General features: G+C 44.2%; 27 protein-coding genes and 1 pseudogene. 6 read left to right on the plus strand and 22 right to left on the minus strand.

All coding sequences use genetic code 11. The features are described 5' to 3' along the window. Position 1 precedes the first annotated feature (1 nt). The 7 genes from WKT10_RS10365 to WKT10_RS10395 all read right to left on the minus strand — a co-directional run bounded on the left by WKT10_RS10365 (position 2) and on the right by WKT10_RS10395 (position 7,764). Positions 2-859, minus strand: a complete 858-nt coding sequence (locus tag WKT10_RS10365) for a sirohydrochlorin cobaltochelatase (protein ID WP_340277046.1) — start codon at positions 857-859, stop codon at positions 2-4. Positions 860-931: 72 nt separating this feature from the next. Continuing rightward, positions 932-2,272, minus strand: a complete 1,341-nt coding sequence (locus tag WKT10_RS10370) for an amidohydrolase family protein (RefSeq protein WP_340277048.1) — start codon at positions 2,270-2,272, stop codon at positions 932-934. A 2-nt stretch (positions 2,273-2,274) separates the two neighbouring features. Next, positions 2,275-3,993 carry an adenine deaminase C-terminal domain-containing protein gene (locus WKT10_RS10375; RefSeq protein WP_337433957.1) on the minus strand — a complete coding sequence of 573 codons (1,719 nt, stop codon included), beginning with the start codon at positions 3,991-3,993 and terminating at the stop codon, positions 2,275-2,277. 13 nt (positions 3,994-4,006) lie between these two features. After that, on the minus strand, positions 4,007-5,062 hold the full coding sequence (locus WKT10_RS10380) for an ABC transporter substrate-binding protein (RefSeq protein ID WP_340277050.1): 1,056 nt from the start codon (positions 5,060-5,062) through the stop codon (positions 4,007-4,009). A 39-nt stretch (positions 5,063-5,101) separates the two neighbouring features. After that, a complete protein-coding gene (locus WKT10_RS10385) occupies positions 5,102-6,142 on the minus strand; it encodes an ABC transporter ATP-binding protein (RefSeq protein ID WP_340277052.1) in 1,041 nt (346 codons plus the stop codon). Positions 6,143-6,154: 12 nt separating this feature from the next. After that, positions 6,155-6,937: an ABC transporter permease gene (locus WKT10_RS10390; protein WP_317437895.1), complete on the minus strand. Its 783-nt coding sequence runs from the start codon at positions 6,935-6,937 to the stop codon at positions 6,155-6,157. Then, entirely contained in the window at positions 6,937-7,764 is an 828-nt protein-coding gene (locus tag WKT10_RS10395; RefSeq protein ID WP_317437894.1) for an ABC transporter permease, read from the minus strand. Before WKT10_RS10395 ends, WKT10_RS10390 begins: the two co-directional genes overlap by 1 nt. A gap of 152 nt (positions 7,765-7,916) precedes the next feature. On the opposite strand from WKT10_RS10395, the gene WKT10_RS10400 reads away from it, so the two are divergent. After that, positions 7,917-8,843, plus strand: a complete 927-nt coding sequence (locus WKT10_RS10400; protein ID WP_066549441.1) for a LysR family transcriptional regulator — start codon at positions 7,917-7,919, stop codon at positions 8,841-8,843. On the opposite strand, the gene WKT10_RS10405 is transcribed toward WKT10_RS10400, so the two are convergent. Together WKT10_RS10405 and WKT10_RS10410 are read right to left on the minus strand one after the other, a co-directional pair. After that, positions 8,840-9,679 carry a DUF7402 domain-containing protein gene (locus WKT10_RS10405; RefSeq protein WP_066550929.1) on the minus strand — a complete coding sequence of 280 codons (840 nt, stop codon included), beginning with the start codon at positions 9,677-9,679 and terminating at the stop codon, positions 8,840-8,842. The two genes, WKT10_RS10400 and WKT10_RS10405, sit on opposite strands and share 4 nt — an antisense overlap. Then, positions 9,662-10,594: pseudogene (locus WKT10_RS10410) on the minus strand (type I phosphomannose isomerase catalytic subunit); the annotation flags it as partial. The pseudogene WKT10_RS10410 and the gene WKT10_RS10405, both read right to left, overlap by 18 nt. Before the next feature lie 216 nt (positions 10,595-10,810). Between WKT10_RS10410 and WKT10_RS10415 the strand changes: the two are divergent. After that, positions 10,811-11,701 (plus strand): LysR family transcriptional regulator, encoded by an 891-nt coding sequence (locus tag WKT10_RS10415; protein ID WP_066549448.1) that lies wholly within the window; start codon positions 10,811-10,813, stop codon positions 11,699-11,701. Positions 11,702-11,729: 28 nt separating this feature from the next. On the opposite strand, the gene atpC is transcribed toward WKT10_RS10415, so the two are convergent. The 9 genes from atpC to WKT10_RS10460 form a co-directional block, all read right to left on the minus strand. Further along, positions 11,730-12,158: an ATP synthase F1 subunit epsilon gene (atpC, locus tag WKT10_RS10420; RefSeq protein WP_066549450.1), complete on the minus strand. Its 429-nt coding sequence runs from the start codon at positions 12,156-12,158 to the stop codon at positions 11,730-11,732. Between the two features lies 1 nt (position 12,159). Then, on the minus strand, positions 12,160-13,560 hold the full coding sequence (gene atpD, locus WKT10_RS10425; RefSeq protein WP_066549451.1) for a F0F1 ATP synthase subunit beta: 1,401 nt from the start codon (positions 13,558-13,560) through the stop codon (positions 12,160-12,162). 8 nt (positions 13,561-13,568) lie between these two features. Then, positions 13,569-14,459 (minus strand): ATP synthase F1 subunit gamma, encoded by an 891-nt coding sequence (gene atpG, locus WKT10_RS10430; RefSeq protein WP_340277058.1) that lies wholly within the window; start codon positions 14,457-14,459, stop codon positions 13,569-13,571. Continuing rightward, positions 14,426-15,964, minus strand: coding sequence for a F0F1 ATP synthase subunit alpha (atpA, locus tag WKT10_RS10435; protein WP_340277060.1), 1,539 nt, complete (start codon positions 15,962-15,964; stop codon positions 14,426-14,428). Before atpA ends, atpG begins: the two co-directional genes overlap by 34 nt. Positions 15,965-15,983: 19 nt before the next feature. Next, positions 15,984-16,490 carry a F0F1 ATP synthase subunit delta gene (locus WKT10_RS10440; protein WP_066549458.1) on the minus strand — a complete coding sequence of 169 codons (507 nt, stop codon included), beginning with the start codon at positions 16,488-16,490 and terminating at the stop codon, positions 15,984-15,986. Beyond that, positions 16,483-16,974: a F0F1 ATP synthase subunit B gene (gene atpF, locus WKT10_RS10445; protein ID WP_340277062.1), complete on the minus strand. Its 492-nt coding sequence runs from the start codon at positions 16,972-16,974 to the stop codon at positions 16,483-16,485. The genes WKT10_RS10440 and atpF overlap by 8 nt, the downstream gene beginning before the upstream one ends. Before the next feature lie 25 nt (positions 16,975-16,999). After that, positions 17,000-17,224, minus strand: a complete 225-nt coding sequence (gene atpE, locus WKT10_RS10450; protein ID WP_066549462.1) for an ATP synthase F0 subunit C — start codon at positions 17,222-17,224, stop codon at positions 17,000-17,002. A gap of 29 nt (positions 17,225-17,253) precedes the next feature. Then, on the minus strand, positions 17,254-17,940 hold the full coding sequence (locus WKT10_RS10455; RefSeq protein WP_066549466.1) for a F0F1 ATP synthase subunit A: 687 nt from the start codon (positions 17,938-17,940) through the stop codon (positions 17,254-17,256). A gap of 292 nt (positions 17,941-18,232) precedes the next feature. Next, a complete protein-coding gene (locus WKT10_RS10460) occupies positions 18,233-19,114 on the minus strand; it encodes a LysR family transcriptional regulator (RefSeq protein ID WP_066549468.1) in 882 nt (293 codons plus the stop codon). A gap of 168 nt (positions 19,115-19,282) precedes the next feature. Here WKT10_RS10460 and sdaAB point away from each other — a divergent pair, with 168 nt between their 5' ends. Then, complete coding sequence (gene sdaAB / locus WKT10_RS10465; RefSeq protein WP_066549475.1) at positions 19,283-19,951, plus strand: L-serine ammonia-lyase, iron-sulfur-dependent subunit beta; 669 nt, start codon at positions 19,283-19,285, stop codon at positions 19,949-19,951. 45 nt (positions 19,952-19,996) lie between these two features. Continuing rightward, a complete protein-coding gene (sdaAA, locus tag WKT10_RS10470) occupies positions 19,997-20,878 on the plus strand; it encodes an L-serine ammonia-lyase, iron-sulfur-dependent, subunit alpha (RefSeq protein ID WP_337433965.1) in 882 nt (293 codons plus the stop codon). Here sdaAA and WKT10_RS10475 read toward each other — a convergent pair. The 3 genes from WKT10_RS10475 to WKT10_RS10485 all read right to left on the minus strand — a co-directional run bounded on the left by WKT10_RS10475 (position 20,875) and on the right by WKT10_RS10485 (position 23,555). Continuing rightward, positions 20,875-21,399, minus strand: a complete 525-nt coding sequence (locus WKT10_RS10475) for a hypothetical protein (RefSeq protein ID WP_340277066.1) — start codon at positions 21,397-21,399, stop codon at positions 20,875-20,877. The genes sdaAA and WKT10_RS10475 overlap by 4 nt on opposite strands. Further along, positions 21,396-22,907, minus strand: coding sequence for a Y-family DNA polymerase (locus tag WKT10_RS10480; RefSeq protein WP_340277085.1), 1,512 nt, complete (start codon positions 22,905-22,907; stop codon positions 21,396-21,398). The genes WKT10_RS10475 and WKT10_RS10480 overlap by 4 nt, the downstream gene beginning before the upstream one ends. Before the next feature lie 483 nt (positions 22,908-23,390). Beyond that, on the minus strand, positions 23,391-23,555 hold the full coding sequence (locus tag WKT10_RS10485) for an antitoxin (RefSeq protein WP_340277068.1): 165 nt from the start codon (positions 23,553-23,555) through the stop codon (positions 23,391-23,393). Between the two features lie 491 nt (positions 23,556-24,046). On the opposite strand from WKT10_RS10485, the gene WKT10_RS10490 reads away from it, so the two are divergent. Together WKT10_RS10490 and WKT10_RS10495 are read left to right on the plus strand one after the other, a co-directional pair. Further along, positions 24,047-24,349, plus strand: coding sequence for a type II toxin-antitoxin system RelB/DinJ family antitoxin (locus WKT10_RS10490; RefSeq protein ID WP_340277070.1), 303 nt, complete (start codon positions 24,047-24,049; stop codon positions 24,347-24,349). A gap of 35 nt (positions 24,350-24,384) precedes the next feature. Then, a complete protein-coding gene (locus WKT10_RS10495; protein WP_340277072.1) occupies positions 24,385-24,579 on the plus strand; it encodes a mobility-associated LCxxNW protein in 195 nt (64 codons plus the stop codon). Between the two features lie 139 nt (positions 24,580-24,718). Here WKT10_RS10495 and WKT10_RS10500 read toward each other — a convergent pair whose 3' ends face one another. Then, a complete protein-coding gene (locus WKT10_RS10500; protein ID WP_340277074.1) occupies positions 24,719-26,293 on the minus strand; it encodes an IS1182 family transposase in 1,575 nt (524 codons plus the stop codon). Positions 26,294-26,339: the final 46 nt, after the last annotated feature.

Genomic DNA, 26,339 nt, shown 5'->3' on the forward strand with positions numbered 1-26,339 from the left:
GTTACTCTTTTCCTGTTTCCGGCAAAAACAGCTCTCCGGCTGCTTTTGCATGACTGACAAACAGATGCCGTATCAGTTCAATCTCTCCCAGTCCTTTTAAAACACAGCTGACTTCATATCCGGCCCTTTCAAATTCCCTTTTCCAGGATCCTTCTTCGTCTCCTGCCATATCATTGTTTGCATGGTCTCCTGCCACGATCATAAGCGGCTGAAGTACAACCTTCTTATAGGATCCTTTTTTCACTTCCCTGAGTACATCTTCAATAGACGGCTCCGCTTCTACAGTCCCTATATAATAATTCGTAAACCCCTTTTGCAGGAGAATACTCTGAAGCTTTTTATATACCTGATTAGCTTCTGCCTCTGTACCGTGTCCCATAAAGCAAACAGCTGTCTCACCATCATCATATTCCTTTGTATCTTCGGTAATAGCGCGGATCACTGTTTCAAAATCTTCCTCTGATGTCAAAAGCGGCTCTCCCACAGCCATGTATTCAAAGAATGCCCTGTACTCCGATGCTTCTTCAGCCAGATCCTGGTATTCAAATCCCTTCATCATATGTGTAGGCTGAATGATCAGTGTTTTTACACCATTCTCTACCGCATGCTTTAAAGCATCTCTTACATTATCAATAACCAGATTTTCTTTTTGTTTTACCCGGTTAATAATAATCTGACTTGTAAAAGCCCGATGCAGGATATATTCCGGCATAGCGCTCTCCATATCTCTTTCTATGGCTTCAATGGTTCTTTCTCTTGTGTTTTTGTAGCTGGTTCCAAAACTGACTGCCAGCAGTTCCCGTTCTCCTGTTTTATTCTGATTTGTACCCTTGATTTCCGATACTGTTTTCAGATTCATTCGTTCATTCTCCTGTTGTGTTTTTAATGAGTATTTACAGTTTAATGGAAATCATTTTTTCTGTCAATTTTTTTACAGCCGATGCAGCTCCTGCATCTCTCCAAAGGCACTTCTTCCCATACAGTCTGAAAGTTCTCTTCTGATCGACTCAAAATCCTCATAAACCAATTTTTTATCCTGAACCAGGCAGGTACCTGCCACATATACATCTCTCACATTGGATGCATTGGCACTGTAAACCAGGGCAGAATAGGGATCGTAAACAGGAAACATATTGGGAGAATCTGTTTCCACCAGTACCAGGTCTGCTTCTTTGCCAGGTTCAATAGAACCTGTTTTTTCTTCCAGTCCCAGAACCCTGGCTCCCTGACGGGTCGCCATGGAAACAATATCTTTTGCAGGCATGGCACTTCTGTCATGGCTGTTGTTTTTCTGAAATCCGGCGCACAAACGCATCTGCGTAAAGAGATCCAGAGTATTGCCGCTGGCCGGTCCATCTGTTCCAAGGCCTACCGAAACACCTTCCTTTAACAGCTTAAGCACCGGTGCTACTCCCTTCGCCGCCTTGGCATTGGAGCCGATACAGTGACACACTCCGCTTCCTCTCTGCCTTAAAATTTCTATGTCACGATCCGTCAGATGGATGCAGTGAGCTGCAGCCGTTTGATTTGAAAGGACCCCCAGCTGATCCAGGTATCCAACCGGCGTACAGCCCCGTGTTTGTGCCAGCCAGGTCATCTCGTAATCCATTTCTGCTGCATGAAGAGTAAATGGTACCTGATTGGCAGTATCAAGTTCCCAGGCTTTTTTCAGAATCTGCGGACTGCAAGTATTAGTAGCATGAGGTGCAGCACATCCACTGATACGTGGATGCATTCTGTATGTTTCTATCAGTTCTTTTGCCATACTCAGAGACTGATCTGCATCAGAAGCGTCACATCCGCCTTCATCCATTAATGTCTGTCCGGCAATTCCCCTGATTCCTGTCTGATCCATAACCTGAGCTACAGCAGCCTCAAAATAATACATATCCATTACGGAAGTAACTCCGGACAGCAGCAGCTCGCAAATTGCATAGCGGCTGGAAAGTGCTGCCATTCTCCGGCTCATAGCCTTCTGCTCCATTGGAAGCAGAAACACACGAAGCCGGTCTTTACAGTCATCGCCCAGTCCCCGAAATGGAATCATTCCCAGATGGCAGTGTGTATTAACCATACCAGGCATAAGAATTCCTCTTTTTCCGTCTTTTATCTGCCAGCCAGCAGCTCTTAATTCTTCTGTTGTCTCCTTCAGATCACAGGAAGGCCCTGTCTCCAGAATCTTCGTACCTTCTATTTTCACATAGCCGTCAGGAAACACCTCCATATCAGAATTCATTGTAATGATAATAGAGTTAGTGATTATGGTTTTCATCTTTATACCTCGATAAGCTCTACTTGTTTCTGGGTTTTTACATCCAGCAATCCTCTGTCTGTAAGCTTTAATGCCGGGGAAACAGGAAGCGCCAGAGTAGACATGGACATGATTTCATTATTATTTTTATATCCCAGAGAAGCCATGCTCTTTCTTATCTGTCCCAGTTCACAGGAAAGTTTTTCAAGAGAACCTTCATTTATAATTCCTGCCACATTCAGCTGTACCTGCCCCAGACAACAGCCGTCTGAAAAAATACAGTATCCTCCCTCAAGCTCTAAAATACGTTTCTGAGCCAAAACCATATCCTCAGGAGAAGTTCCTAAAACCAGCAGATTATGACTGTCATGACACCAGGTTGTAGCTGCAGCTCCCTTCTTTGCAAATGCTCCTTCCACAAGTCCGTAACCTATATTTCCATTTTTTCCGTGGCGCTCATAGAGGACTGCCAGACTCAGCCCTGCTTCCTGCCAGCAGATAATTCCATCCTTTACCGGAAGCTGGCGCTTTATGTGTCGGGTTGCTGTTCCGAATGTATTAATCTGCATCACATTGGCTGTAACATGCCCAAATTTCACCGGTGCTTTCAGGATGAAATCCTCCAGTACAGCCGGCCTACAGTGGACGGAATGATAAAAATGCTCCGGAAAGTTCGTTTCTTCTTCCATACCGCAGCGGGAATCTCCCTCAATCCAGGCAAGGCGTCCTTCTTTCACCACTGCTTCCGGTTCCATGGTATCCAGATCTTTAAGGAACACAAAATCAGCCAATTTTCCCGGACCAATCATTCCTCTGTCATCCAGATGCATTCTTCTGGCCGGTGTATAAGTGGCACAGTAAATTGCCTTTTCCACCGGCATTCCTGCCAGAACAGCTGTCCGCACAATCTGATTCAGATGCCCCTTCAAAAGCTGATCCGGCATAACATCATCCGTTACAAGTGCAGTATTTTCGTACAGATTATAATGGTTCAGCGTTTCTACCACCTCGGGCGTCAGGGATTTTCTCTGCAGTTCCAGAAACATTCCAAGATCTGTCTTTTCCAGAACAGACTCGGGAGTCTGCTGAGTATGATCCGCATCAATTCCTTCATAAATAAACCGGTTTAAGTCAGCACCGGAAATTCTGGGGCAATGTCCCTCCAAACGGATATCCCTTCCTCTTTTCTTCCGACACAGACGAATCATCTGCCGAATCGGCGTATCTCTGTCATCTTCAGGAGCCAGCTGCTTAAAATTCATCACTTCTCCCAGACAAAGGATATTTCTGTCCTCCAAAAGAGCTGCTGCATCCTCAGGTGTAATAGTGGCTCCAGATGTTTCCAAAGCTGTATCTGTAGCCGGAACGCTGGAAGGAATAGCCCAGAAAATATCCATTTCTGTTTTCTGAGATTGAAATTCCGCAATCCCTTTCATGCCGAACACATTGGCAATCTCATGTGCATCTGCCACTACCGTTGTAGTCCCATGAGACAGAGCCAGCGGTCCGAAACGGGACGGACAGGTCATGGAGCTTTCTATATGCATATGAATATCAATCAGCCCCGGGATCATATAACGCCCCTGCGCATCATAGACGGGAACGCCTTCGGGATAAACACCCGAATTAACAGGAAGGACGGCATAAAAACGGCCGTCCTTTACAGCTGCATCCCGGAGTTCAAAACACTGACGGAAAGTCTGGTAGATATTGACATTTCTTATAATATAATCCGGGGACATAGTTCCTGCTCCTTTAGTTATTGATAATTCTGTTCCACTGATCGATCCACTGATTTAAAAGAGGATTAACAAAGCCATAGTCCAGAACTTTTGCTTTTTCTGCTGCCGGACCGTATGTCATATTTTGGGACTCCTCCTCTGTAAACGTAACTGTTCTATTCGTTGGAGCCTCATTTAAGGCTTTTCCTGTCTTAGACTGAAGCTCTGCACTTAAACGGTAATTTAAATACTCATAAGCCAGTTCTTTATTCTGGCAATTCTTCGTAATACTGATGGTGTTAAAATTCGCATAGGTTCCTTCCGGAGTTACATATACAAGATCAGGATTTGCTGCCTTAATCGTCGGAACACCAAAGTCTCCCACTACAGCAGCTGCTACTTCACCGGACGTAAACATGTTGATCAGGTCTGAGGATTTGGCATATGTTTTTACCAGATTTGGCTTTAATTCCTCCAGTGCCTTAAAAGCAGCCTCTCCGTTATCGGTTTTAATATCAACTCCTGCATGATCACTGGCCATATATACCATAGCCGGTCCGAAGGTTGTAGTAATCTCGGGAATAGATACCATACCTGCCAGTTCCGGCTTCCACAGATCATCAAAGCCTGTAATCTCAAACCCTACTGCTTCCGGATTATACATAATCCCAATACTGTTAATAGTATAAGGAACACCCTGACCATTGTCAGCCAGCGTCTTTGCTGCCGCGATCAGATCAGAGGCATGTTCAATTTTACTTAAATCAATGGTCTCAAACAAACCTTCCTCTGCACCCTTGGCAGCCATAGCCTGAGACAGTTCAATTACATCAATCGTAGTTTCACTGTCTGCCTTCAGCTTAGTATATCTGTCATTGGTTCCTCCGGTTTCTGTCACAATCTGGCAGTTAAACTGCTCTTCAAAAGGAGCATAAACCTCCTCTGCTGAAATATCCTCACTCAAACCATACGTAGACAGAACCAGTTTCTGCTTTCCACCTGCCTGTGCACCTTCTCCTTCTGCTCCACCGGAACAGGCTGTTACTGCCATAGCTGCCATGCAGACTGCTGCTAATACTCTCTTTTTCATCTTTTTTCTCCTTTTATAATAATTTCAATTTTCTGCTTTTTACCGCCGTACCAGAACCAGCTTATCCTCAGGAAGATACAGACGAATCTGATCCCCCTCAGCATAGATACATTCCGTATTCATGTTAACCTTCAGAACACCAGCAGCTGTTTCCACTTCATACTGATAGCTCTTTCCAAGAAAGGTGCGAACGCCGATTCTTCCGGTAATAACATTTTCCTGCTGATCCGGTTCTGCAATACGGATATCATCCGGTCTGATCGTTCCTGTAAATTCTCCTTCCGGACATTCCATAAAAGAACAGAAACGGCTCTGACCGCCTGCAAGATAACTTCCGTCCTCACATCTTTCCAGATTCAGGAAATTTTCAAATCCAATAAACCGGGCTACAAACTCTGTGGCAGGCTGTCTGTAAATCTGTTCCGGTGTGTCATATTGTTCGATGATCCCTCTATTCATAACAGCCACTTTATCAGAAATAGAGAAACATTCTTCCTGATCGTGAGTAACAAACAAAGTAGTAATTCCCAGTTTTTTCTGAAGGCGCTTAATTTCGACTCTCATACTGATGCGAAGTTTTGCATCAAGATTACTCAGGGGCTCATCTAAAAGAAGAAGCTTAGGTTCGATTACCAGTGCTCTCGCAAGAGCAACTCTCTGTCTTTGTCCACCGGACATTTCTCTCGGAAAACGGCCAGACAGCTCTGTCAGGCCGCAAACCTCCAGAATCTCTTTTACCTTTCTGTCAATCTGTGCCTTATCCATCTTGCGCGTACGCAGTCCAAAAGTCACATTATCATATACCGTCAGATGCGGAAAAAGGGCATAGCTTTGAAATACTATTCCAAAATTTCGTTTGTGTACCGGAACCTTTGTCATATCTTCTCCGTCCAGTGTAAAGGTTCCTTCACCTGGTTCAATAAAGCCGGCCACTACCCGAAGAGTCGTAGTCTTTCCGCATCCGCTGGGACCAAGGAGTGATACCAGCTCGCCTTTTTCCACAGACAGATCCAGGCCCTTTAAGATCTGTTTTTTCTTATCATAGCTGACGCCGATTTTCTCTAATGTCATAAATGCCATTTTCTTATCCTCCTATTTTGCCAGTGAAGCAATTCCCAGGGTCCTGTCCACGATCACCATAATAAGTACAGTAGCTGCCATTAAAAGCACAGAAACAGCGGACACCGTAGGGTCATAATTGTATTCAATATAATTCATCAGTGTTGCCGGGAAGGTGCTGACACCGGGACCCGTTAAAAACATGGATACAGGAATATTATTAAATGAGTTGATAAAAGCCAGCATAAAAGCAGATGAAATACCGGAGGTTACATTGGGGAGAACCACTTTAAAAAATGCTGCTCCCTTAGGACATCCCAGACTCCAGGCAGCTTCTTCAATAGAAAAATCAAACTGCTCCATAGCAGAACCAACTACACGGATTACATAAGGCAGAGTTACAAGAAAATGGCCTGCCAGAAGACTTGCCATAACCGGAAGGCGGAAAGTCAGGATCAGGAACTGATACAGGATAAAACCTACTACAATCCCAGGAACAATGGTTGGAGACAAAAATACGGATCGCAGAAGCTGTTTTCCGCGGATTCCTGACCGTGCCAATGCGTATGCTGCAGGAATTCCCACCAAAAGAGCAATAAAGGTTGCAAGGAATGCCACTTCCAGACTGGTCAGAAAGGAACGCCGGAAAGACTTCAAAGCAAAAACATTTCCAAACCATTTTAGGGAAAAAGAATCAATTGGAAATGTAATCGCACTTCCTCCTCCAAAAGCCGTAACGGTAATAATCACCAGAGGGATCATCAAAAACAAAAATACCAGGACAGCGTAAACTGTCAGCCAACGGTTCTTTTTCATTATTTTCCTCCTCTTTTATCCAATCTTGCTGCCAGAGCATTAAAGCCCCTGATTACTATAAGAGTAATTACGATCATAATCAGCGCTACTGCAGAAGCCCCGTTCCAATCCCCTACAGACATGGCTCTCTGATAAATCAGAGTTGCCAGAACCATATTGCTGTTTCCTCCAAGCAGCTGAGGTGTTGTATATGCAGTGAGGGTTCCTGTGAAAACAAGGATACCTCCTACTATAATTCCCGGAAGACTCATAGGGAAAATCACTTTCATAAAAGCCTCAAATCGTCCTGCTCCCAGACTCTGAGCCGCCTCCATCATATCATCATCTATATTCTCCATTACACCTGTAACCGTAACGATCATAAGAGGAAGAAACAGATACACAGAACCGATAATAATAGCAAAATCTGTATAAAGAAGCTTCATGGGCTTATCAGCTACATTGAGAGCCAGCAGAATGCGGTTGATTATACCGTTGCTTCCTAAAATATTGATCCAGGCAAAACTTCGGATCACAGAATTTGTCATCATTGGAAAAATGGATGCTGCCAGAAGAAGACCTCTCCATTTTTTATCACACCGGCTTATAAAATATGCGGTGGGAATCCCTCCTGCCATGCAGATCCCTGTGGTAATAACTGCAATTTTCAGGGTGCGAAACAGAATTTTTCTGTAGTACTCATCCTGAAAAAACTCCACATACGCACTGAGAGGATATTGTCCTGCTGTAAATGTAGGGGTCAGCACACTTATAAGGGGCAGACCCAGACACAACAGCAAAATGATCAGCCCGGGAGCCAGCATCATCCATGTACTGCTTTTCTTCATGTTCTTCCTCCATTCTGAATATATTCATTAATTATACTAATTTTTAATTCTGAATTTATTATAAAAAGTAATATACATTCCGTCCAATACATAATTTCTATATTTTTTATGCAGTAAAGCTATGATATACTGATTAAAAAGGAGGTTAATCCATGGATTTAAAAGAAGCACGCTACATTCTGGCTATTGCACACTATAAAAGCATCGGAAAAGCAGCAAAAGCCCTGTTTATCTCCCAGCCTTCTCTCAGCAAATACCTCAAGAATCTGGAACAGCAGCTTGGCTCCCCCCTCTTTTCCCGTCTGGAACAGGGATACATCCCTACTTATATGGGAGAACGCTATCTATACTATGCCGAACAGATCGCAGCCTTTGGCCAGGAATGGGATCAGGAATATGAAGATATTACCCGAAGAGCCCATGGACGGCTCAATATTGCCATTCCCATCATGCTCGGAAGCACTTTACTGCAGCCTACTCTGATGGAATTCCACCGGCGCTATCCTCATGTGACAATTAACATTATGGAGGAAGTCAGCTTTGTCGCTGAACAGACGCTGAAAAATACCTCTATTGACCTTACAATTTATAATGTACATACTTTTCCAAAATTATTAGATTATCAGGTTATCCGCACAGAGGAAATCGTACTGATACTGCCGGAAGGCCATCCTCTTGAAAAAGAGGCCGAAAAAAAAGAGGGCTTTTCTCATCCATGGCTGGATTTAAAAAAGCTCTCTCAGGAAAATTTTATTCTTTTATATCCGGATCAGAACACCGGCGGCATCGCCAGGGATCTCTTCGCCCGGCATGAAATTAATCCTCCGGTACTTCTGCATACACGCAACAGCCAGATGTCCATCAAACTTGCTATGGACGGAATGGGAGCTGCCTTTGCACCGGAAAGTTATTTCAACTATATGGCATCTCTTCGTTCAGATCGGCCAGGCTGCTATTGTGTAGGAGAAAAGCCTGTCCTTACCACAACCATTGCAGCCTGCCGGCCCGGAAGGTATATGCCAAAACATGTTAAAGATTATATAGATCTGTTAAAAATATATGGAAACAGCTCTTCCTAAGCTTCTTTTCCATAAACCTCAATCTGGGTTAAAGCCGGGAATGGAGATGGATCGTCTGCCTTGATCAGATCAGACAGGCGTACCCAGGTAATACCCTTCTTTGTAATGGCAAAGGTATGAGCCTTCTCGCTCTTTTCCATATTTACCACCTCTCTGGTGCCGTCTGAAAAGGTAAGAACTGCGCTGACCCACCAGTTATCATGCGGAAAATCAGCTCTGGTCCACAAACGCACCTGATCGATGTCCACCGGACGGCCAAACTCCAGCAAAAGTTCCGCATCATCTCTGCGGTTGATGCCCCAGGACTCATATGGCCATTTTCCGTGACTCAGAGTAGCGGTTACGCCATCAATTGCATTACGGGCTGCAAAAACAGACTCCCCTCTTGTTTCCACATTTGCAGAAGCATGAGGATAGCAGCCTCTGTCCCCGTGCTGATCAAGCACATTTTTAGCCAGATTACGATAAATACCGGTTTCCCATGAAGCAGCCTTACGGCAGGTCAGATAATGACGCACACCAGTAAAACTCTTGGGATTGTAGGAGAATTTCTTTTCATCAAACGGTACCTCAAACGTAAGATCCTTCTTTGTCATATATACCAGAGCTTCATCCATGGTATCATCTACACGTACCATATAATACCCTTCTGTTTCAGGAAAATGAAACTGAATGATATCTCCCGGCTCATATACATCCTTAAATGCCAGTATGCTTTCCTCCGGATCCTGTGCAAATGCCTTGGTATGACCCTTCCAGTCTGAAACACGGATAGAAATCTGATCCTCTTTTGTCTCCTTTGCCTCTGCCGGGATCCAGGAGCAGATAAGAGTCATATTTCCCTTAAATTCACAGACATTATGACCTGCCGGGACAATAAAGTGCGTTCCCTTCTTTACCGGAATTCCATCTACCGTTCCTTCTCCTTCCAGAACGCTCACATTGGCAAAACGATCTGAAAACTTATGCTGCCAGCAGCCATGAACCTCGAATTTCTCTACGGTATAAAATGGGCAGGTTTCCAGATGCTCCTGATCCGCCGCCTCTGTATGGTACGATTTTCTCTGATCCTTTGCAGGTACAAAGGGGGTCTTGATCACGTCCAGGCTTTCCTTTACATGGAGCATTCTGGGCGCTCCGTTCCACTTTCTGTCATAATCGTACACACGATACGTTACATCACTGGACTGCTGCGTCTCCAGAATCACAGTACCGCCTTTGATAGCATGAACACAGCCCGGATCGATCTGGAAGAAATCTCCCTTATGAACCGGGATCTGACGGATCAGCTGAGAATAATTTCCCTGCTCCACCATCTGCTTCAGCTCTTCCTTATCTTTTGCATGGTGCCCTATAACAATAGAAGTATCTGGCTCACAATCCAGAATGTACCAGCATTCTGTCTTTCCCAGAGAACCATTTTCATTGGCTGCGGCATATGCATCATCCGGATGAACCTGGATGCTTAAATCATCCTTTGCATCAATAATCTTTATAAGAAGAGGGAAGCGATCTCCCAGACACCCATCCTCATTGCCAAATAATTCCGGATGCTCTGCCCATAAGACAGACAAACGCTGTCCCTTATATTCTCCCTCTGCCACTTCACAGTCTCCATTTTCATGAGCACTGATAGCCCAGCACTCACCGGTATGGTCGCTTGGGATTTCATAGCCAAACTGATCCTTCAGCCGGTTTCCGCCCCATACGGCCTCTTTGAAAATCGGTTTCAAAAATAACAGTTCGTACATTTTACACACACCTTTCTATCTTTACTGTATCTGATCCTGTTTCAAAACAGAGACAGCACTCATGTTCATCTTAGCCGTACCTGGCTTATCCGTCAAGCGTTTTCCTTTTAAAAGGTGAGCTAAACTGTAAAACACATACAAAAAGAAGCAGTCCGTGCATTGACATATCTGCTTCTTCATGCTATATTTCATAAATATTTTTTTGAGGTGATACATATGGAACTTCTTCAATTGCGATATTTTCTCACAGCAGCCGAATACCAGCATATAACAAAGGCTGCTGAACATCTTCAGATTGCCCAGCCCGCTCTTTCTCAGGCAATCCACCGTCTGGAAGCGGAACTTGGCGTTCCTCTGTTTGAACGCAAAAGCCGCTCTATTGAATTAAATGACGCCGGGCGCTTCCTGCAAAAACGGCTGATTCCTATTATAAGCAGCCTGGACCAGCTGGCAGCAGAGCTGCAGATGGGAAGAGAACAGGCTATTCATACCATACGGCTTCGTCTTTTATCTGCGTCTGCTTTAATCACCAACAGGATTATTGCCTTTCGCAGTCTCCGTCCGGATGTGAATTTCCAGCTGTATCAGACTTCTGATCAGTCTGATGACTATGATCTCTGTGTTTCCGCCCGACGGGCAGATATTCCTTCGCCCACAGGCGAACAGCCCATTGTAATGCTGGAAGAAGACCTTTACCTTGCAGTTCCCACCCATTCTCCATATGGTCACCGCACTTCCATACGGCTGACAGATACAAAAGATGCCGGATATATCTGTCTGGCAGGATCAAGACCCATCCGCCAGATTACCAACAGTTATTTTATGGAGGCTGGCTTTACACCCAGAATTGTTTTTGAAAGTGACACAACTGAGTCTGTACGCAATCTGATTGCCGCCGGAATGGGAATCGGCTTCTGGCCCCAGTATTCATGGGGACCTCTCCCCTCCGAATGGAATTCCCAGAGCAGTTCCCCCGTCAGGCTTCTCCCTATAGAAGGACAGGTGTGCCGCCGTCAGATCACGCTTACCCGATCCCCTAAAAGTGTGGATAAATCTGTATTAAACGATTTCTGCAGCTTTCTGGTCCGCAATTCCCGCTGGATCTGAGCGTTGTGCAGACCGCTTATAAATCTTCCTACAGGCCGTTATAATAAGTTCCCTTTTTCTGGCTAACCTGCAGCCTGTTCAGGGCCCGCGCCAGGGCCGCCTGAGACATTTTGTATTCCGCAATGCTCTGTTTCTGGCGCAGCTGCTCCCTGGCTCTTTCCAAAGCCTGCTCAGCCCTGATCCGGTCAATATCCTCCGGCCGCTCTGCTGTGTCAGTAACAACAGTGACTCTGTTGTTCGCTACCTGAACAATCCCTGTTCCCACTACAGCCTCTTCTATCTCCTTGGATCCGGGAATGCGGAATTTCAATACGCCTTCCCGGATCGCCAGGATCATTGCCTCCATATGTGGAAGAATTCCAAATTCCCCATCATGGGCAGGAACGACCAGCATTTCACAGTTTCCATTATAAAACGTATGGTCACTTGCGATGACCTTAAGCCAGAATGTTGACATATTACCGCTCCTTTTCCTCCATGGACCTGGCTTTTTCGATCACTTCATCAATGGTTCCCACATTAAAGAAGGCTGCTTCCGGATAAGAATCCATTTCTCCGTCAATGATCATCTTAAAGCCCCGGACCGTTTCCTTAACAGGTACATATTTTCCCGGAACACCGGTAAAATTCTCAGCTACATGGAAGGGCTGAGACAAAAATCTCTGTATTTTTCTGGCGCGCCCTACCGTAAGCTTATCCTCCTCAGACAACTCCTCCATACCGAGGATGGCGATAATGTCCTGCAGCTCCTTGTATTTCTGAAGCATCTGCTGCACCTTATTTGCCACCTCATAATGCTCTTTACCTACTACATCCTCTTCCAGAATACGCGATGTGGATTCCAGAGGATCCACTGCCGGATAAATTCCCTGTTCTACAATTTTTCTGGAAAGGACTGTGGTTGCATCCAGGTGGGCAAAGGTTGTGGCGGGCGCCGGATCTGTCAAATCATCCGCAGGCACATAAACTGCCTGTACCGAGGTAACAGATCCGTTTTTTGTAGATGCGATCCGCTCCTGAAGTGCGCCTACATCGGTTGCCAGCGTCGGCTGATATCCTACAGCAGAGGGCATACGTCCCAAAAGAGCCGAGACCTCAGAGCCTGCCTGAACAAAACGGAAAATATTATCAATAAACAGCAGCACATCCTGATGCTGTACATCGCGGAAGTATTCTGCCATGGTAAGCCCTGTTTCCGCTACTCTCATACGGGCCCCCGGCGGCTCGTTCATCTGTCCAAATACCAGCGCTGTTTTTTTTAGCACTCCGGATTCTCCCATTTCTGTCCAAAGATCATTTCCCTCTCTGGAACGTTCACCGACTCCGGTAAAAATGGAGTATCCGCCATGTTCCATTGCTATGTTGGTGATCAGCTCCTGGATCAGCACTGTCTTTCCTACTCCGGCGCCGCCAAAAAGTCCGATTTTTCCTCCTTTTGCATACGGAGCAAGAAGGTCAATCACCTTGATTCCTGTTTCCAGCATTTCAACTACGGGACTCTGGTCTTCAAAGGATGGCGGATCTCTGTGAATAACCCACTTTTCCTCTTTTTCCAGACTTTCTCCGCCGTCAATTGTTTCACCCAGAACATTAAAGAGCCGTCCCAGTGTTTTCTCTCCTACCGGCACACAGATCCCTCTTCCGGTCGCCTCAACCTCCATATCCTTATACAGGCCCTCGCTGGAAGCCAGCATTACGCAGCGGACTACATCTCCGCCAATATGCTGAGCCACCTCCATTACACAGCGTTTTCCTTCGTTGTATGTCACAAGGGCATCCTGAATATGGGGAAGAGCGCCATTCTCAAATGCCACATCTACTACAGGTCCCATAACCTGCACGATCTTTCCTTTATTCATGGCTCCTCCTATCGTTTCTTTCTCTGTGATCTGGCTCCGCCTATTACCTCAGTGATTTCCTGAGTAATGGCAGCCTGACGCACACGATTATATTCAATAGCCAGCTCATTCAGCAGCTTTGCCCCATTATCACTTGCAGACTGCATAGCCATCATTCGTGAATTCTGTTCACTGCAGAAAGACTCCACCAGGGCGCCAAATACAAAGCCGGTTACATAATTGGGTACTACATGATCCAGTACTGCTTCAGGAGAAGGAACCATCTGGATCTCCTCCTGATGAGTATCCGCCGGAATCACAAGACTTCCAAAATCTTCTTTTTTCAGAGGCAGGAGCTGTTCTGTCCGTGCCTCCATTTTCATGGAATTTACCATTTCTGTATAAATAACCCAGACTTCATCCAGACGTTTATCCATAAAATCCTGAAGGACACGGGAAGCAATCATTCTTGCCCGGTGCATGGATGGATTCTGAACCGTATAATGGAACTGCTCTTCTATGGGAATATGCCGGGCAGAAAAATACTGTCTTCCCAGTTCTCCAACCACATACAGGTGATTATTCCCGCTTTCTTCCATCCACTCACCTGCCAATTTCAGAATATTGTGGTTATACGCACCTGCAAGCCCCTTATCTCCTGTGATCACAACCAACCCTCTGGAACGCTGACCGTTGGGAATATCTTCTCTCATGTCAAAAAACGGATGCTCTGTAACCTCCATATGACGCAGAATACGTCGTATTACTCCCTGCAGAGTATAAAAATAAGGTTCTGTATCTGCCAGAAGCTTTCTGCTTTTTTTCAGCTTGGTTGATGAGATCAAATACATGGCATTTGTGATCTTGCGTGTATCCTTAATACTTTTTATACGGCTCTGGATCTCTCTTGCGTTTGCCATACTGCCTCCTTAAACTCGTTCGCCGCAGCCACGATCCTGTCTGCAAGCTCATCGCTTAAGACCTTCGTTTCCTCAATCTCATTTCCAAGTTCCGGATGTTTCCGGTCAAACCACTCCAGCATTCCCATCTGGAATTCCTTGATCTGTCTGACCTCTGCCGTAAGCATGACCTTATGTGTCACGGCACACAGCGTAATCACCTGTTCATGAAGAGATAAGGGACGGCCCAAAGGCTGCTTTAACAGCTCCATCAGACGTTTTCCGTAAGCCAGCTGCTCCTTTGTAGCCTCATCCAAATCTGAACTGAACTGAGTAAAAACCTCCATCTCGCGATACTGGGCCAGATCAATTCGTATACTTCCGCTGGCCTTTTTCATGGCCTTGGTCTGAGCAGCTCCTCCCACACGTGATACGGAAAGTCCCACATTCACTGCCGGACGCATACCTGCAAAAAACAGATCGCTTTCCAGGAAAATCTGTCCGTCTGTAATAGAAATAACATTAGTGGGAATATAAGCTGACACGTCTCCCGCCTGTGTTTCTATAACAGGGAGAGCTGTGATCGACCCTCCTCCAAGCTGGTCATTTAACCGGCAGGACCGTTCCAGAAGTCTGGAATGAAGATAGAATACATCTCCCGGATATGCTTCACGGCCCGGAGAGCGTTCCAAAAGCAGAGACAGCGCTCTGTACGCTACAGCATGCTTGGACAGATCGTCATAGACGATCAGCACATCTTTTCCCTGATGCATAAAATATTCCGCCATTGCAGTTCCTGCGTAGGGGGCAATATACTGCAGAGGAGCCGGATCGCTGGCTGTAGACGCCATCACCACCGTATAATCCAGTGCATCCTTATTTTTCAGAGTATTAACCAGCTTTGCAACTGTAGATGCCTTCTGTCCTATAGCAACATAGATACAGATTACATCCTTTCCTTTCTGATTGATAATAGTATCCAGTGCAATGGATGTTTTCCCAGTCTGACGGTCACCGATAATCAGCTCTCGCTGCCCCCGGCCAATAGGGAACATGGAATCAATAGCAAGAATACCCGTTTCCATTGGAACACTTACGGATTTTCTTTCCACTATTCCAGGAGCCTCCCGCTCTACCGGATAATAATCCTCTTCTTTTACAGGACCAAGACCGTCTATAGTATCACCGAGCGCATTGACGACACGGCCTAAAAATCCGCTTCCCACAGGAACTCCAGCCCGTTTTCTTGTCCTTGTTACCTTTGTACCTTCCATAATTCCTGTATCTTTTCCAAAAAGGATACAGCCAATCTCATTTTTACGAATGTCCTGAACCATACCGCGAACACCGTTTTCAAATATCACAATCTCTCCATACATAGCGTGATCGATTCCATATACAATGGCAATTCCATCTCCCACCCAGATTACAGATCCGGTTTCACGAATTCTGCCTGCATGAGCATCGTAATCCTCAATCTCGCCCTTTACGATGGAGATAACTTCCTGAGAACTGATTGTACTCATAATGATAACTCCTATTCTCCTATATACCAAAAAGTTCTTCTAACCGGCTTTTCAGACTATAGTCATATTCCACATTTTCTGTTCGAAGAAGAAAACCTCCGATCAGTTCCGGGGCAGACGCCAGTATAAACTGAACCTCTTTTTTTCCATATTTTCCACACAAAAATCTGCGGATTTTCTGAAGTTCCTCCTCATCTGGCGGTGTAACGTAAAAAAGTTCTGCCTGAATAATTCCTTTTTCATCCCTCAGGCACTGTTCCCATACTGACAGTATGGAATCCATACTGCCAATACAGCCTGCTGCACATACCTTTTTCAGAAAGGAAGGTACTATTTCCGTAAACTCAGAGGCCCGCCACACTTTTTCAATTATTCTGTCCTTTTTAAATGACGGCAGCACCGGATCTGACAGGATCTGAACCAACAGTGGATTTTCCCGAATAACCTTTACCATCTCACATACCATTTTTTCAGGAAGATGCAATTCATAAAGAACCCTTCCGTACATCCGTGTCTGTTCAGTCATTCTTCTCACCTTCACCTGCCAGAAATACATCATACTGCCGTTTATTCCATTCCGGGCTGTTCTTCTCTGTCAAAAGCCTTGCGGCAGCTGTCATGGCAAGTCCTGTTACAGAGGTTCTCAATTCATTTAATACCTTTTCCCGTTCCAGTTCCATGGTCTTTTCAGAAGCCTGCAGTTTTTTCCTGGCATCCTGATCTGCCTGTTCCATCATACGTTCATATTCACTCTGCGCCTGCTGCCTGGCCTTTGCTACGATACAGTCGGCCTCTTTTTTAGCAGCTGCAAGAGATGCCTCATACCTCTCTTTGAGTTCTGCTGCCTGGATTTTTGATCTGTCTGCCTCGTCCAGATCCTTTTCCACCAGCTTCTTTCTTTCCTCCAGAATTTCCATGACAGGTTTCATCAGGAAGTGCCTCATGAAGAAAAACAGCACCAGAATATTAATGATCGTAAAAGCAATATTCCAAACGCTTATTCTTAACATATTCAAAATGCCTTTCTATTCCAACTTACTTTAAAAACAGGATAATCAGAAGGCCGATAACAAAACCATAAATTGCAGTAGCCTCTGCAAGGGCACATCCCAGCAGAAGAGCCTTTGTGATCTTACCGTCTGCCTCAGGCTGTCTTGCGATTGCATCAACTGCTTTAGAAGTTGCCATACCGATTCCAATTCCTGCTCCAATTCCTGTAATAACTGCTACTGCTGCTCCAATTGCGATAATTCCTGACATTTTTTCAATCTCCTTTTATTTGTTTTTGTTTATTCAATTGCCTCTTTTATATATAATGATGTAAGAAAAACAAACACGTATGCCTGTATCACTCCATCAAATATATCAAAATATCCGCTGAACGGAAGGGGAAGCACCAGAGGCACAAGATACTTTATTAAAGCCATGACCACAATTGCTCCCAATACATTTCCAAACAAACGCATGCACAGTGACAGCGGACGGATAAAAAGCTCCAACACATTAATCGGCGCAACAATGGGTATTGGCTCCGCAAAACTTCTGATCCAGCCCTTTACGCCTTTACTGCGGATTCCTGCAGCCTCTACTAAAATAATACTCATAACCGCCAGTGATGCAGTTACATTCAGATCCTTTGTGGGAGATTTAAATCCCAAAAGGCCGATCATGTTTGCAATTGCAATATAAACCGCTACTGTGATCAGATAGGGAATATATTCTTTTCCCTCTTCTCCCAGCAGATCTGAAAAGAAGCTGTAAACAAATGAAAAGCCACTTTCCAGCGCTGCTTGACGTGTACTTATATTCCTGACCTTCAAATGTCTGGTCAGGATCAGGGAAGCCCCCATCAGAACTGCCATGATTATCCAGGTTACCACCACAGATTCAAAGACCTGAATTCCTCCAAATATGGGAATTGTAAATACAGTGTTACAATTCAATTCTTCCATCAATGATTCAACCAGCTGATCCAACTTATCTCACCATCCTTTCCTCCAAAACGGTTTCTTTTTCATTTCGACGCTATTATAGCCACCTGATATTCCCATTTCAAATATGGAAATTGTTATAAATTGATAACTTTCACATTATGAAAATAAAATATGCATAATTTTCCCATAATAGGCTTTGGGGATTTTGGAAAATTATTTGTGATTTTTTAATGGAAGACTTATTTTTATTTCATTGTGATTTAAAAATATATGAATTGTTATCCTGTTTTTAAACCTATTTTTATAGACAAAAAACTGCGGAGCGAAATTTTCGCTACCGCAGTTCACGGGCTAAACGGATAAATTCCTCCATTTCCGGAGTTTTCCATTTGTTTTTATAATAAAAGATCTGACGATACATCTGAAGCTTAAAATCAGGCACATTAAGTACCATAAGATTTTTTTCTTCTATATTCTTCTCCACGGCAAAATACGGCAGATAGGTAATTCCTCTGTTTTCACACACCATACGTATAATAAATTCCGTACTGCTGATTTCCAAAAACGGAGTCAGTGTTACTCCTCTGGATTCCAGAAACTGATCCAGCTCCCTGCGGTAGTTTTCGTTTCTCTCTGTCAGAAGAAAAGGCTCTTTCAGAAGCTGCTCCAGATAAATCTCCTTCTGCCCGGCCAAATGAAACCGTGGAGAAGCCACAAACATCACCGGTTCCGGTACCTCCATCACCTTTTCCCATCGATCACTGTAGCGTGAACGATCCAACAGGTAAACCAGATCCAGCTGATTATGCTCCATCATGTCAATCAGTTCTCCCGGAGATGCAGTGGTAATACGAATAGGAACCCTGGGATGGTGCTCTCTGAAATACTGCAGAATCGGAGGAAACTTTGAAAAGCAGATGGATGTCAGGGTACCGATATGAAGAGGATCCTTAAGCTCTTCCCCTGTATTTTTCAACTCTCCTGCCATTTGTACCTGCTTTAGTATCTCATCTGCGCAAAGTAAAAAACGCTTTCCCTGGGAAGTCAGACCTATCTTTTTACCCATACGGTCAAACAGCCTGACTCCCAGTTCTTCCTCCAGAAGACGAATCTGAACCGTAATTGCTGACTGGGAATATCCCAGTAACTGGGCTGCTCCGGAAAAGCTTCCTGTCTGAGTAATGGTTACAAAAGACTGTATCTGACGTATCTCCACCTCATTCTCTCCTTTTCAATCCTGTTATGAATTTTTTTCAATCAATCTATATAATCCATGAATTTGATTCTTCCTATTCTACATGATATACTTTATATATAGTAACGTCAAGGATAAAACTATACTCCAGATCTATGGCAATACCAGAAAACAGAAAGGAACTGCATTATGGCATTTATCAGTGTTTTTGATGTAATAGGCCCCAACATGATCGGGCCTTCCAGCTCCCATACCGCAGGTGCTGATTCCCTGGCCTTTTTGGCTCAGAAAATGATAAACGGACCTTTAAAAAAAGTGGATTTTACCCTCTACGGCTCTTTTGCCAAAACCTACCGTGGTCACGGAACTGACCGGGCTCTTCTGGGCGGTATTATGGGATTTACGACTGATGACAAACGTATCCCTGACTCTTTCTCCATTGCTGAAGAAAAAGGACTTGAATACCATTTTCATATCAACGAGACAGAAGAGGTAGATCATCCCAATACTGTAGATATTACCATGGTTAATGAAGACGGTCAGACACTTACAGTGCGGGGAGAATCTTTAGGCGGCGGAAAAATCCGCATCAGCCGTATCAATCAGGTAGACGTAGACTTTACCGGTGAATACAGCACTGCTATTGTAATCCATCAGGATACTCCCGGTGTTGTGGCCCACATTACACGCTGTCTGGCAGAAGAAAACATCAATATTGCCTTTATGAAACTCTTCCGTGAAGAAAAAGGACAGACTGCTTACTCTATCGTAGAATCTGATGATGAGCTTCCGGATTCTGTCAGCGAAAAAATCTGCCAGAATCCTTCTGTGCGAAATGTAATGCTGGTTCATCTGTAACTCATTTTCCGAATACGTTTCATATACAAAAGGAGAATCCAGATCATGAATACTGATTTTAAGAACGGAAAAGAATTGTTGGAATTTTGTGAAAAAGAAAAAATAAGCATTTCCAGAGCTATGCTTTTACGCGAAAGTGACCAGACAGAAAAAACAGAATCTTCCATATACACACGAATGGAAACTGCATGGAATATTATGAAAGAGGCAGCCCTCTCCCCTATTTCCTCCCCCGGAAAATCCATCGGCGGCCTCATCGGAGGAGAAGCAAAACAGCTGAATCAGCTTTTTAAAGCTGAAAAAAACATCTGCGGTACAGCAGTCAGCCGGGGAATTACCTATGCCATGGCTGTACTGGAGGTCAATGCCTCCATGGGTCTGATCGTAGCTGCCCCCACTGCAGGCTCCTCAGGTATTGTCCCCGGAGTAGTTCTTTCTTTAAAAGAGGAACATGATTTTTCTGACAGTCAGGCTGTTGATGCTTTGTTTAATGCCGGAGCAATCGGATATCTGGCCATGCGCAATGCCACTGTAGCAGGCGCAGTAGGCGGCTGTCAGGCCGAAGTAGGCGTTGCTTCTGCCATGGCTGCTTCTGCCGCCGTAGAACTTATGGGAGGCTCACCTCGCCAGTGTCTCTATGCTGCAAGCACAGTTCTTATGAATATGCTGGGACTGGTCTGCGATCCGGTAGGCGGTCTGGTTGAATATCCCTGCCAGATGAGAAATGCTTCCGGTGTAGCAAATGCCATGATCGCTGCAGAACTGGCTTTGGCTGGAATCCCCCAGCTGATTCCCTTTGATGAAATGCTGGAAGCTATGTATACCGTAGGCAAAAAACTTCCCGGCGAACTTCGGGAAACTGCCATGGGCGGCTGTGCCGTAACGCCTACGGGATGTCAGTACGGCTGCAACGGACACTGTTCTTAAAAATCAGATATCCCCGTCTCTTCTTCAATCCAGACAATTTGCTCCAGCGGGATCTTCCTTCCGTCCGTGAAGACAAGAAGCCCCTGGACCGGATCCAGCTTTTTTACCCTTCCGGCAGCCCTTTCATAGGAGCCTCCGTTCTTTCTCTCATCCGGCAAAAACCAGGTAAGAGAAACACGGGGGCAGACGGAAAGATGCTGCCGGATCTGTCTGAGCCTTTCGTCCAGCCGGCCCGCTTCTTCCTCATCCAGTTCTATTTTCCCCTCTGTAAGCCTCTCTGTTTCCCTTATTGCCCCTTCAAAGCCACTCAGGGCAGCAAAGGGCGAAAACTGAGCCGCCCGGTCGTGAAGAGACATGGGAGGATGGACAGAGGATACATGGTGAGGCAGATGAATGATATCATCATACGCATGGGACGGAACTTTAAAAGCCCATTCTTTTCCTGCCTCCATGCTCTCTCTTACCCTTCGCTCCCATTCTGCATCCGGGCCTGTATAAAGCCTGTTATTTTTCCCGATCATGCTTTATGACCTCCGATCTGACGGTTTCGTTCTCTGGCCGTAGCGCCTTCCTCCAGATTCATTCCCTTTAAAATAGCGTTTTTCCCAAACTTTTTCCGAATATCCACCATAGCCTGCTGCATTTTCTTTTCCCGTTCCAGCGCCTCATTTTCCTTCTTTCTCTGCTGCTCTAACGCCATATAATCGGTAAACAGATCCAGCTGTTCATAAACCTCTTCTTTTTTTATATTTTCCTCCGGCACGGCCCGTCCGGCTGTCACATAAAGCCTGCGAACCAGAAGCCCCGGATCCGCGATCCGGTCAAAAAGAGCTGCCGCCGCTTCCCTGAGCTTTCTGGCTGAGGAGGTGGGCTGATCCAGATTCCGGGTACCGTGTGCATGCTTTGGAACAGGACGGCCATACCGGTCGGAGGTGATCTCTCCCCCATAGGCGCCTCTGCGCAACGGATCGGTCAGATTTTCCCTGTCATAGCCCACAGTAAGCACGATCTGATCCGTAACCAGCCCTTTTTCTACCAAATCTAACGCAAGCTGATCAGCCATTTCCTTCACCACCAGTCTGGCCTGATCCCAGGAGGACGGACCGCGCAGCACCTGACCGGAACAAAGGCTGTTCGTCTGAGGCTTATAGGACTTGATATCCTGAATCGTGCAGGGTTCCCATCCCCAGGCGTGATCGATCAAAAGCTCTGCATTGATCCCAAACAGCCGGTACAACAGTTCCTCGCTGTGGGCCTCTCCCTGCTTTCCCAGGGAACATCTTGCCACATCTCCCATGGTATAGATTCCATTTTCTTCCAGTTTCCGGGCATATCCCTTTCCAACTCTCCAAAAATCCGTCAAAGGCCGGTGATTCCATAAGAGCCTGCGGTAAGACATCTCATTTAGCTGGGCGATCCGCACCCCATCCTCATCCGGGGACACATGCTTTGCAACAATGTCCAAGGCAGCTTTACACAGGTAAAGATTCGGTGCAATCCCTCCTGCTGCCGTTATCCCGGTCTGTGCCAGCACATCCCTGATTATTTTTCCAGCCAGCTGTGCCGGAGTCATACCATAAATTTCCAGATACTGGGTTACATCCATAAACACCTCGTCAATGGAATAGACATGAATATCCTCCGGCGCAATGTATTTCAGATAAATATTGTAAATCCTGGCGCTCCATTTCATATATTCCGCCATTCTGGGCGGAGCAATGATGTAAGAAAGAGCCAGAGACGGGTCTGCCTTTAATTCATCATCCTTCCAGGACTCCCCTGTAAGCTTCCTTCCCGGTGCGTTTAATCTGCGAAGGGCATTTACCTCCTTTGTCCTCTGAACCACCTCAAAAAGCCTTGCGCGGCCGGGAATGCCATGGGCCTTAAGGGAGGGGGACACTGCCAGACAGATGGTTTTTTCCGTACGGCTTATATCCGCAACTACCAGATTGGTCTTTAAAGGATCCAGCCCCCGCTCCACACACTCTACGGAGGCGTAAAAGGATTTTAAATCAATGGCTATATACATGACAGGAACCAAAAATTTTTTTTGATCGAATAACGTCGATTTTTCTTTTTTATCGGTATCTGCCTCCATGATCAAACCTCCATTATTTACTATAAATAAGTCCAAATATTCTTGATTTTTTTATTTCTGGCTTTTGCGCAAATATCAATCAAATCAATTCTGTTATCTTCCGGTCTAAGTTATTCCAAGATTTTTTCATCATATTTCGAACAACTCTATCCCTATTTTAGTAACCATACGTAACAGTTCTTTGAACACGATTAAGTGCCACAATTAATTATGGCACTTTTTGCTCGCTGGAACATTGTCTCTCAAAGCCTAACAAACGGCTCACTCCAGTAATATTTATTCTTCATACAATAGAGTGTCACAATTAATTACGGCACTTTTAAATCGCAAAAACTTTCCACAGCAATAATGTATCCTGAAACTTCAAAATTCAATATTTCAGCCAGTAAAAAAATCATAAACCGATTCCGTTTGCTACAAATTGCTGGAACTCTGGTGTGAAATACCAACTGCTTTAGACTGATTTTTTAAATGCGAGGTCACGTTTTCATCAGGATTGATTGTATCCTGCTTCTTACACGTTTTAACATAAGGATTTTTTCTTGGCTTTAAATTCATGATATTATATTCTTCACGCATAATCTTGCCTCCAAAAAAAGTTGCCCATTGTAGGCTTTTATCCTACTCTTATTGACTTTCTTGCAGATATGATTCTGATTTTTCATCCTGCCAACAATATGCTGGCAATACAAACCCGCGATTTTAATCGATGTATTTTAGATTTTACAGCACCACTCGTGCCACGGTTAATCATGGCACGCTCCTTGTTCTCCAATTCAAGTTTCATTTCATCTCACCAATAACAAACTTATCATGTACGTTCTTTAATTCCCGCATCACAAATATTTAATATTTTCTCACCTTTTCCCTGTACATGCAGACTTTTCAATAAATATATGGTAGCATAAAATCAGTTTTTTCTCAAACTACAAGTGCCAAATACTTTTAAATCTGAAACAAGCTCTGAAATTTAATTAAAAAAATTCTATTCATGTGCATTATTAATACATTGTATTGACAATATAAAATGCATAAAATATAATATCAATCAAAGGAAAGGAGTGGCATAAATGGCAAATACAAATGTAACCATGCGAATTGATGAAACGCTAAAGGCTCAGTTACAGGAACTTTTATCCAATCTCGGAATGGACATGACAACCTTTTTTACCATGGCAGCTAAACAGGCAGTAAGAGAACAAGCATTGCCATTTCAACCAAATATGAATACTGGAATATACGGATTGCAAGCATATAAATTGGCACTCCAAAACACTAATTATAACAAAGAAGGTAAAGCAACCATATCATCTGATAATGAATGGATTAATGAGACTGAATGGGATGACATGTTTGAACAAATGAAAAAGTAGAATTATGATTCCTATCATTTTGGGAGGAAAATTTAATGGAAAATTATTGTGCATTCAGCAAGAATCATAAATGTATCAAATGGAACAATTATATAATCACAAAACATGAGTTAGAAGAAGCCGATTCCTTATGCCACGCAAATTGGATTGAAATCGAAAGAAAAAATAAATACATACAGCAGTTACAGACTTTGCTCACTGCACACAACATCCCTTACCCGTTTGAATAATCATCTTTATACATTTAGAGGGCGTGTGAAAAAATGAGAAATCATTTTTCACACGCTCTTTTAAACTAAAAAATCATAAACGAAGTAGTCTCTAAAAGCGCACTTCCCCCTTACCCCATAAATTTGTTGATTTTCAAATCTATGCAGCTGATTTTGTTTTCATCTGTTTGTTGTGGAATTTATAAAGATTGTGTCCCAGTGAAACAAGGTATACTTCAAGTTGAACGGATTTTATCCCTCTTCGCACAATCCGTTTATACCAGCGGTCATTTTTTATAATACCAAAAGTACCTTCTGCCTGGATGGAACGGTTCATTCTAAGCAGCGCGCCCTGGATACTCTCAAGGTTTTCAATTACCTCCTGATGCATCTTTGTTAGTTCCTGATTGACACGCACGGTACGATTTCCTTCTCCCTTTTTGCATTTTTCCGCGTAAGGACATCCACTGCAGTCTTCGCACTGATAAATTTCCTCTTCCCGTCCATACGCATTTCCTTTTATTGCCTTACGGTACTGCAAATGGAATCCCTTTCCATTAGGGCACCGCATTTTTCCATCTCCGTCGATCTTGAAATTAACTGCCCGGAATGGGTCTTCATGATAGTTTCTGTCGGTGGTTTCTTTCTTAAACATTGGGAATTTCATATATTTTTCCAGTCCATTCTGTTCACAGAAAATATAGTTATTATAAGAGCCGTAACCGGCATCCGCTACCGGATATTTGGGGTAGAATCCATAAATATCATGGAACTTATTCATGAGGGGGATGAAACAGTCCATATCTGACCGGTATTGGTTCACATCAACAACCGCTATATACTCATCCGCCACACCGACCTGGACATTATACGCCGGGAGCAGCTGATCATTCCCCATATAGTCCTTTTTGATTCGCATGAAAGTAGCGGAATGATCAGTCTTGGAATAGCTATTGCGTCCATCTCCACAGATTTGGATCTTTTCTACATATTCATTCAGCTTTGACAGATATTCCTTCAGTTTTTCATAATGGCGCTGCTGGACTGACTTTCGATGTCCTTTACCGGCGACAAACGTTGTTTCATCCAACTGCCAGATTTCTACGTATTTCGATGCGGCTTCCTTTAAGTATTCTGGCGAGTATTCCGTATTAATACTGAACTTTATCCCCGTGTATTGAAGCTCAAGATTGATTTCCTGAAACAGGGAAGTGATCTTCTCAAATAAGCGGTATCTGGATTTTTCAGTCGCTTTCTTCCATACCCAGGAATACTTGTTTGCGTTGGCTTCAAACTTAGAACCGTCAATATATAAATGTTGCAGGTCCGTATGTTCTTTCTCAAAAATTTTTTGGTTGATATCATAGAATAGTTTCTCAATAGAATCGCTGAGTATCTCATTGATAAAATATCCAAAAGTCCGATAGGATGGGACTTCATGATCCATCAGATACATGAACCTTAGATTCACTTTGCAACTATCTTCCAGCTCACGAAGAGAGACATATCCATTTGTCATAAATCCGAACAGGATTGTTTTCAGCATACTGACCGGGTTATACCGAAGTCTTCCCATCTCATGTTTCGGGATTTCCTTCAGATATTTCTCCAAATCGATTTCTCCCATAAATCGATCAAATGTCAGCACCGGATCACAAATGTCCAGATAATCTTGAATTAGTATTGGCAAAACTGCCTGTTTGGGGTTAGAATAAATATGTGTTATTTTTTTCATTGCAGATTAATTTTAACACAAAAAGAGGACCTTGGATTCATTATGA

This window comes from Enterocloster sp. HCN-30185, assembly GCF_037890305.1.
Taxonomy (GTDB): Bacteria; Bacillota; Clostridia; order Lachnospirales; family Lachnospiraceae; genus Enterocloster.

Bases quoted from the DNA above. Each gene is read 5' to 3' on its own strand.
- WKT10_RS10500 (WP_340277074.1), bottom strand. From the start codon at position 26,293: ATGAAAAAAATAACACATATTTATTCTAACCCCAAACAGGCAGTTTTG.
- WKT10_RS10490 (WP_340277070.1), top strand. From the start codon at position 24,047: ATGGCAAATACAAATGTAACCATGCGAATTGATGAAACGCTAAAGGCT.
- WKT10_RS10385 (WP_340277052.1), bottom strand. From the start codon at position 6,142: ATGGCATTTATGACATTAGAGAAAATCGGCGTCAGCTATGATAAGAAA.
- WKT10_RS10375 (WP_337433957.1), bottom strand. From the start codon at position 3,993: ATGTCCCCGGATTATATTATAAGAAATGTCAATATCTACCAGACTTTC.
- WKT10_RS10365 (WP_340277046.1), bottom strand. From the start codon at position 859: ATGAATCTGAAAACAGTATCGGAAATCAAGGGTACAAATCAGAATAAA.
- WKT10_RS10390 (WP_317437895.1), bottom strand. From the start codon at position 6,937: ATGAAAAAGAACCGTTGGCTGACAGTTTACGCTGTCCTGGTATTTTTG.
- sdaAA (WP_337433965.1), top strand. From the start codon at position 19,997: ATGAATACTGATTTTAAGAACGGAAAAGAATTGTTGGAATTTTGTGAA.
- WKT10_RS10400 (WP_066549441.1), top strand. From the start codon at position 7,917: ATGGATTTAAAAGAAGCACGCTACATTCTGGCTATTGCACACTATAAA.
- atpA (WP_340277060.1), bottom strand. From the start codon at position 15,964: ATGAGTACAATCAGTTCTCAGGAAGTTATCTCCATCGTAAAGGGCGAG.
- WKT10_RS10480 (WP_340277085.1), bottom strand. From the start codon at position 22,907: ATGTATATAGCCATTGATTTAAAATCCTTTTACGCCTCCGTAGAGTGT.
- atpE (WP_066549462.1), bottom strand. From the start codon at position 17,224: ATGTCAGGAATTATCGCAATTGGAGCAGCAGTAGCAGTTATTACAGGA.
- atpF (WP_340277062.1), bottom strand. From the start codon at position 16,974: ATGTTAAGAATAAGCGTTTGGAATATTGCTTTTACGATCATTAATATT.
- WKT10_RS10380 (WP_340277050.1), bottom strand. From the start codon at position 5,062: ATGAAAAAGAGAGTATTAGCAGCAGTCTGCATGGCAGCTATGGCAGTA.
- WKT10_RS10370 (WP_340277048.1), bottom strand. From the start codon at position 2,272: ATGAAAACCATAATCACTAACTCTATTATCATTACAATGAATTCTGAT.
- WKT10_RS10485 (WP_340277068.1), bottom strand. From the start codon at position 23,555: ATGCGTGAAGAATATAATATCATGAATTTAAAGCCAAGAAAAAATCCT.
- WKT10_RS10475 (WP_340277066.1), bottom strand. From the start codon at position 21,399: ATGATCGGGAAAAATAACAGGCTTTATACAGGCCCGGATGCAGAATGG.
- sdaAB (WP_066549475.1), top strand. From the start codon at position 19,283: ATGGCATTTATCAGTGTTTTTGATGTAATAGGCCCCAACATGATCGGG.
- atpD (WP_066549451.1), bottom strand. From the start codon at position 13,560: ATGAATAAAGGAAAGATCGTGCAGGTTATGGGACCTGTAGTAGATGTG.
- WKT10_RS10440 (WP_066549458.1), bottom strand. From the start codon at position 16,490: ATGACTGAACAGACACGGATGTACGGAAGGGTTCTTTATGAATTGCAT.
- WKT10_RS10415 (WP_066549448.1), top strand. From the start codon at position 10,811: ATGGAACTTCTTCAATTGCGATATTTTCTCACAGCAGCCGAATACCAG.
- atpG (WP_340277058.1), bottom strand. From the start codon at position 14,459: ATGGCAAACGCAAGAGAGATCCAGAGCCGTATAAAAAGTATTAAGGAT.
- WKT10_RS10495 (WP_340277072.1), top strand. From the start codon at position 24,385: ATGGAAAATTATTGTGCATTCAGCAAGAATCATAAATGTATCAAATGG.
- atpC (WP_066549450.1), bottom strand. From the start codon at position 12,158: ATGTCAACATTCTGGCTTAAGGTCATCGCAAGTGACCATACGTTTTAT.
- WKT10_RS10395 (WP_317437894.1), bottom strand. From the start codon at position 7,764: ATGAAGAAAAGCAGTACATGGATGATGCTGGCTCCCGGGCTGATCATT.
- WKT10_RS10405 (WP_066550929.1), bottom strand. From the start codon at position 9,679: ATGACTCTTATCTGCTCCTGGATCCCGGCAGAGGCAAAGGAGACAAAA.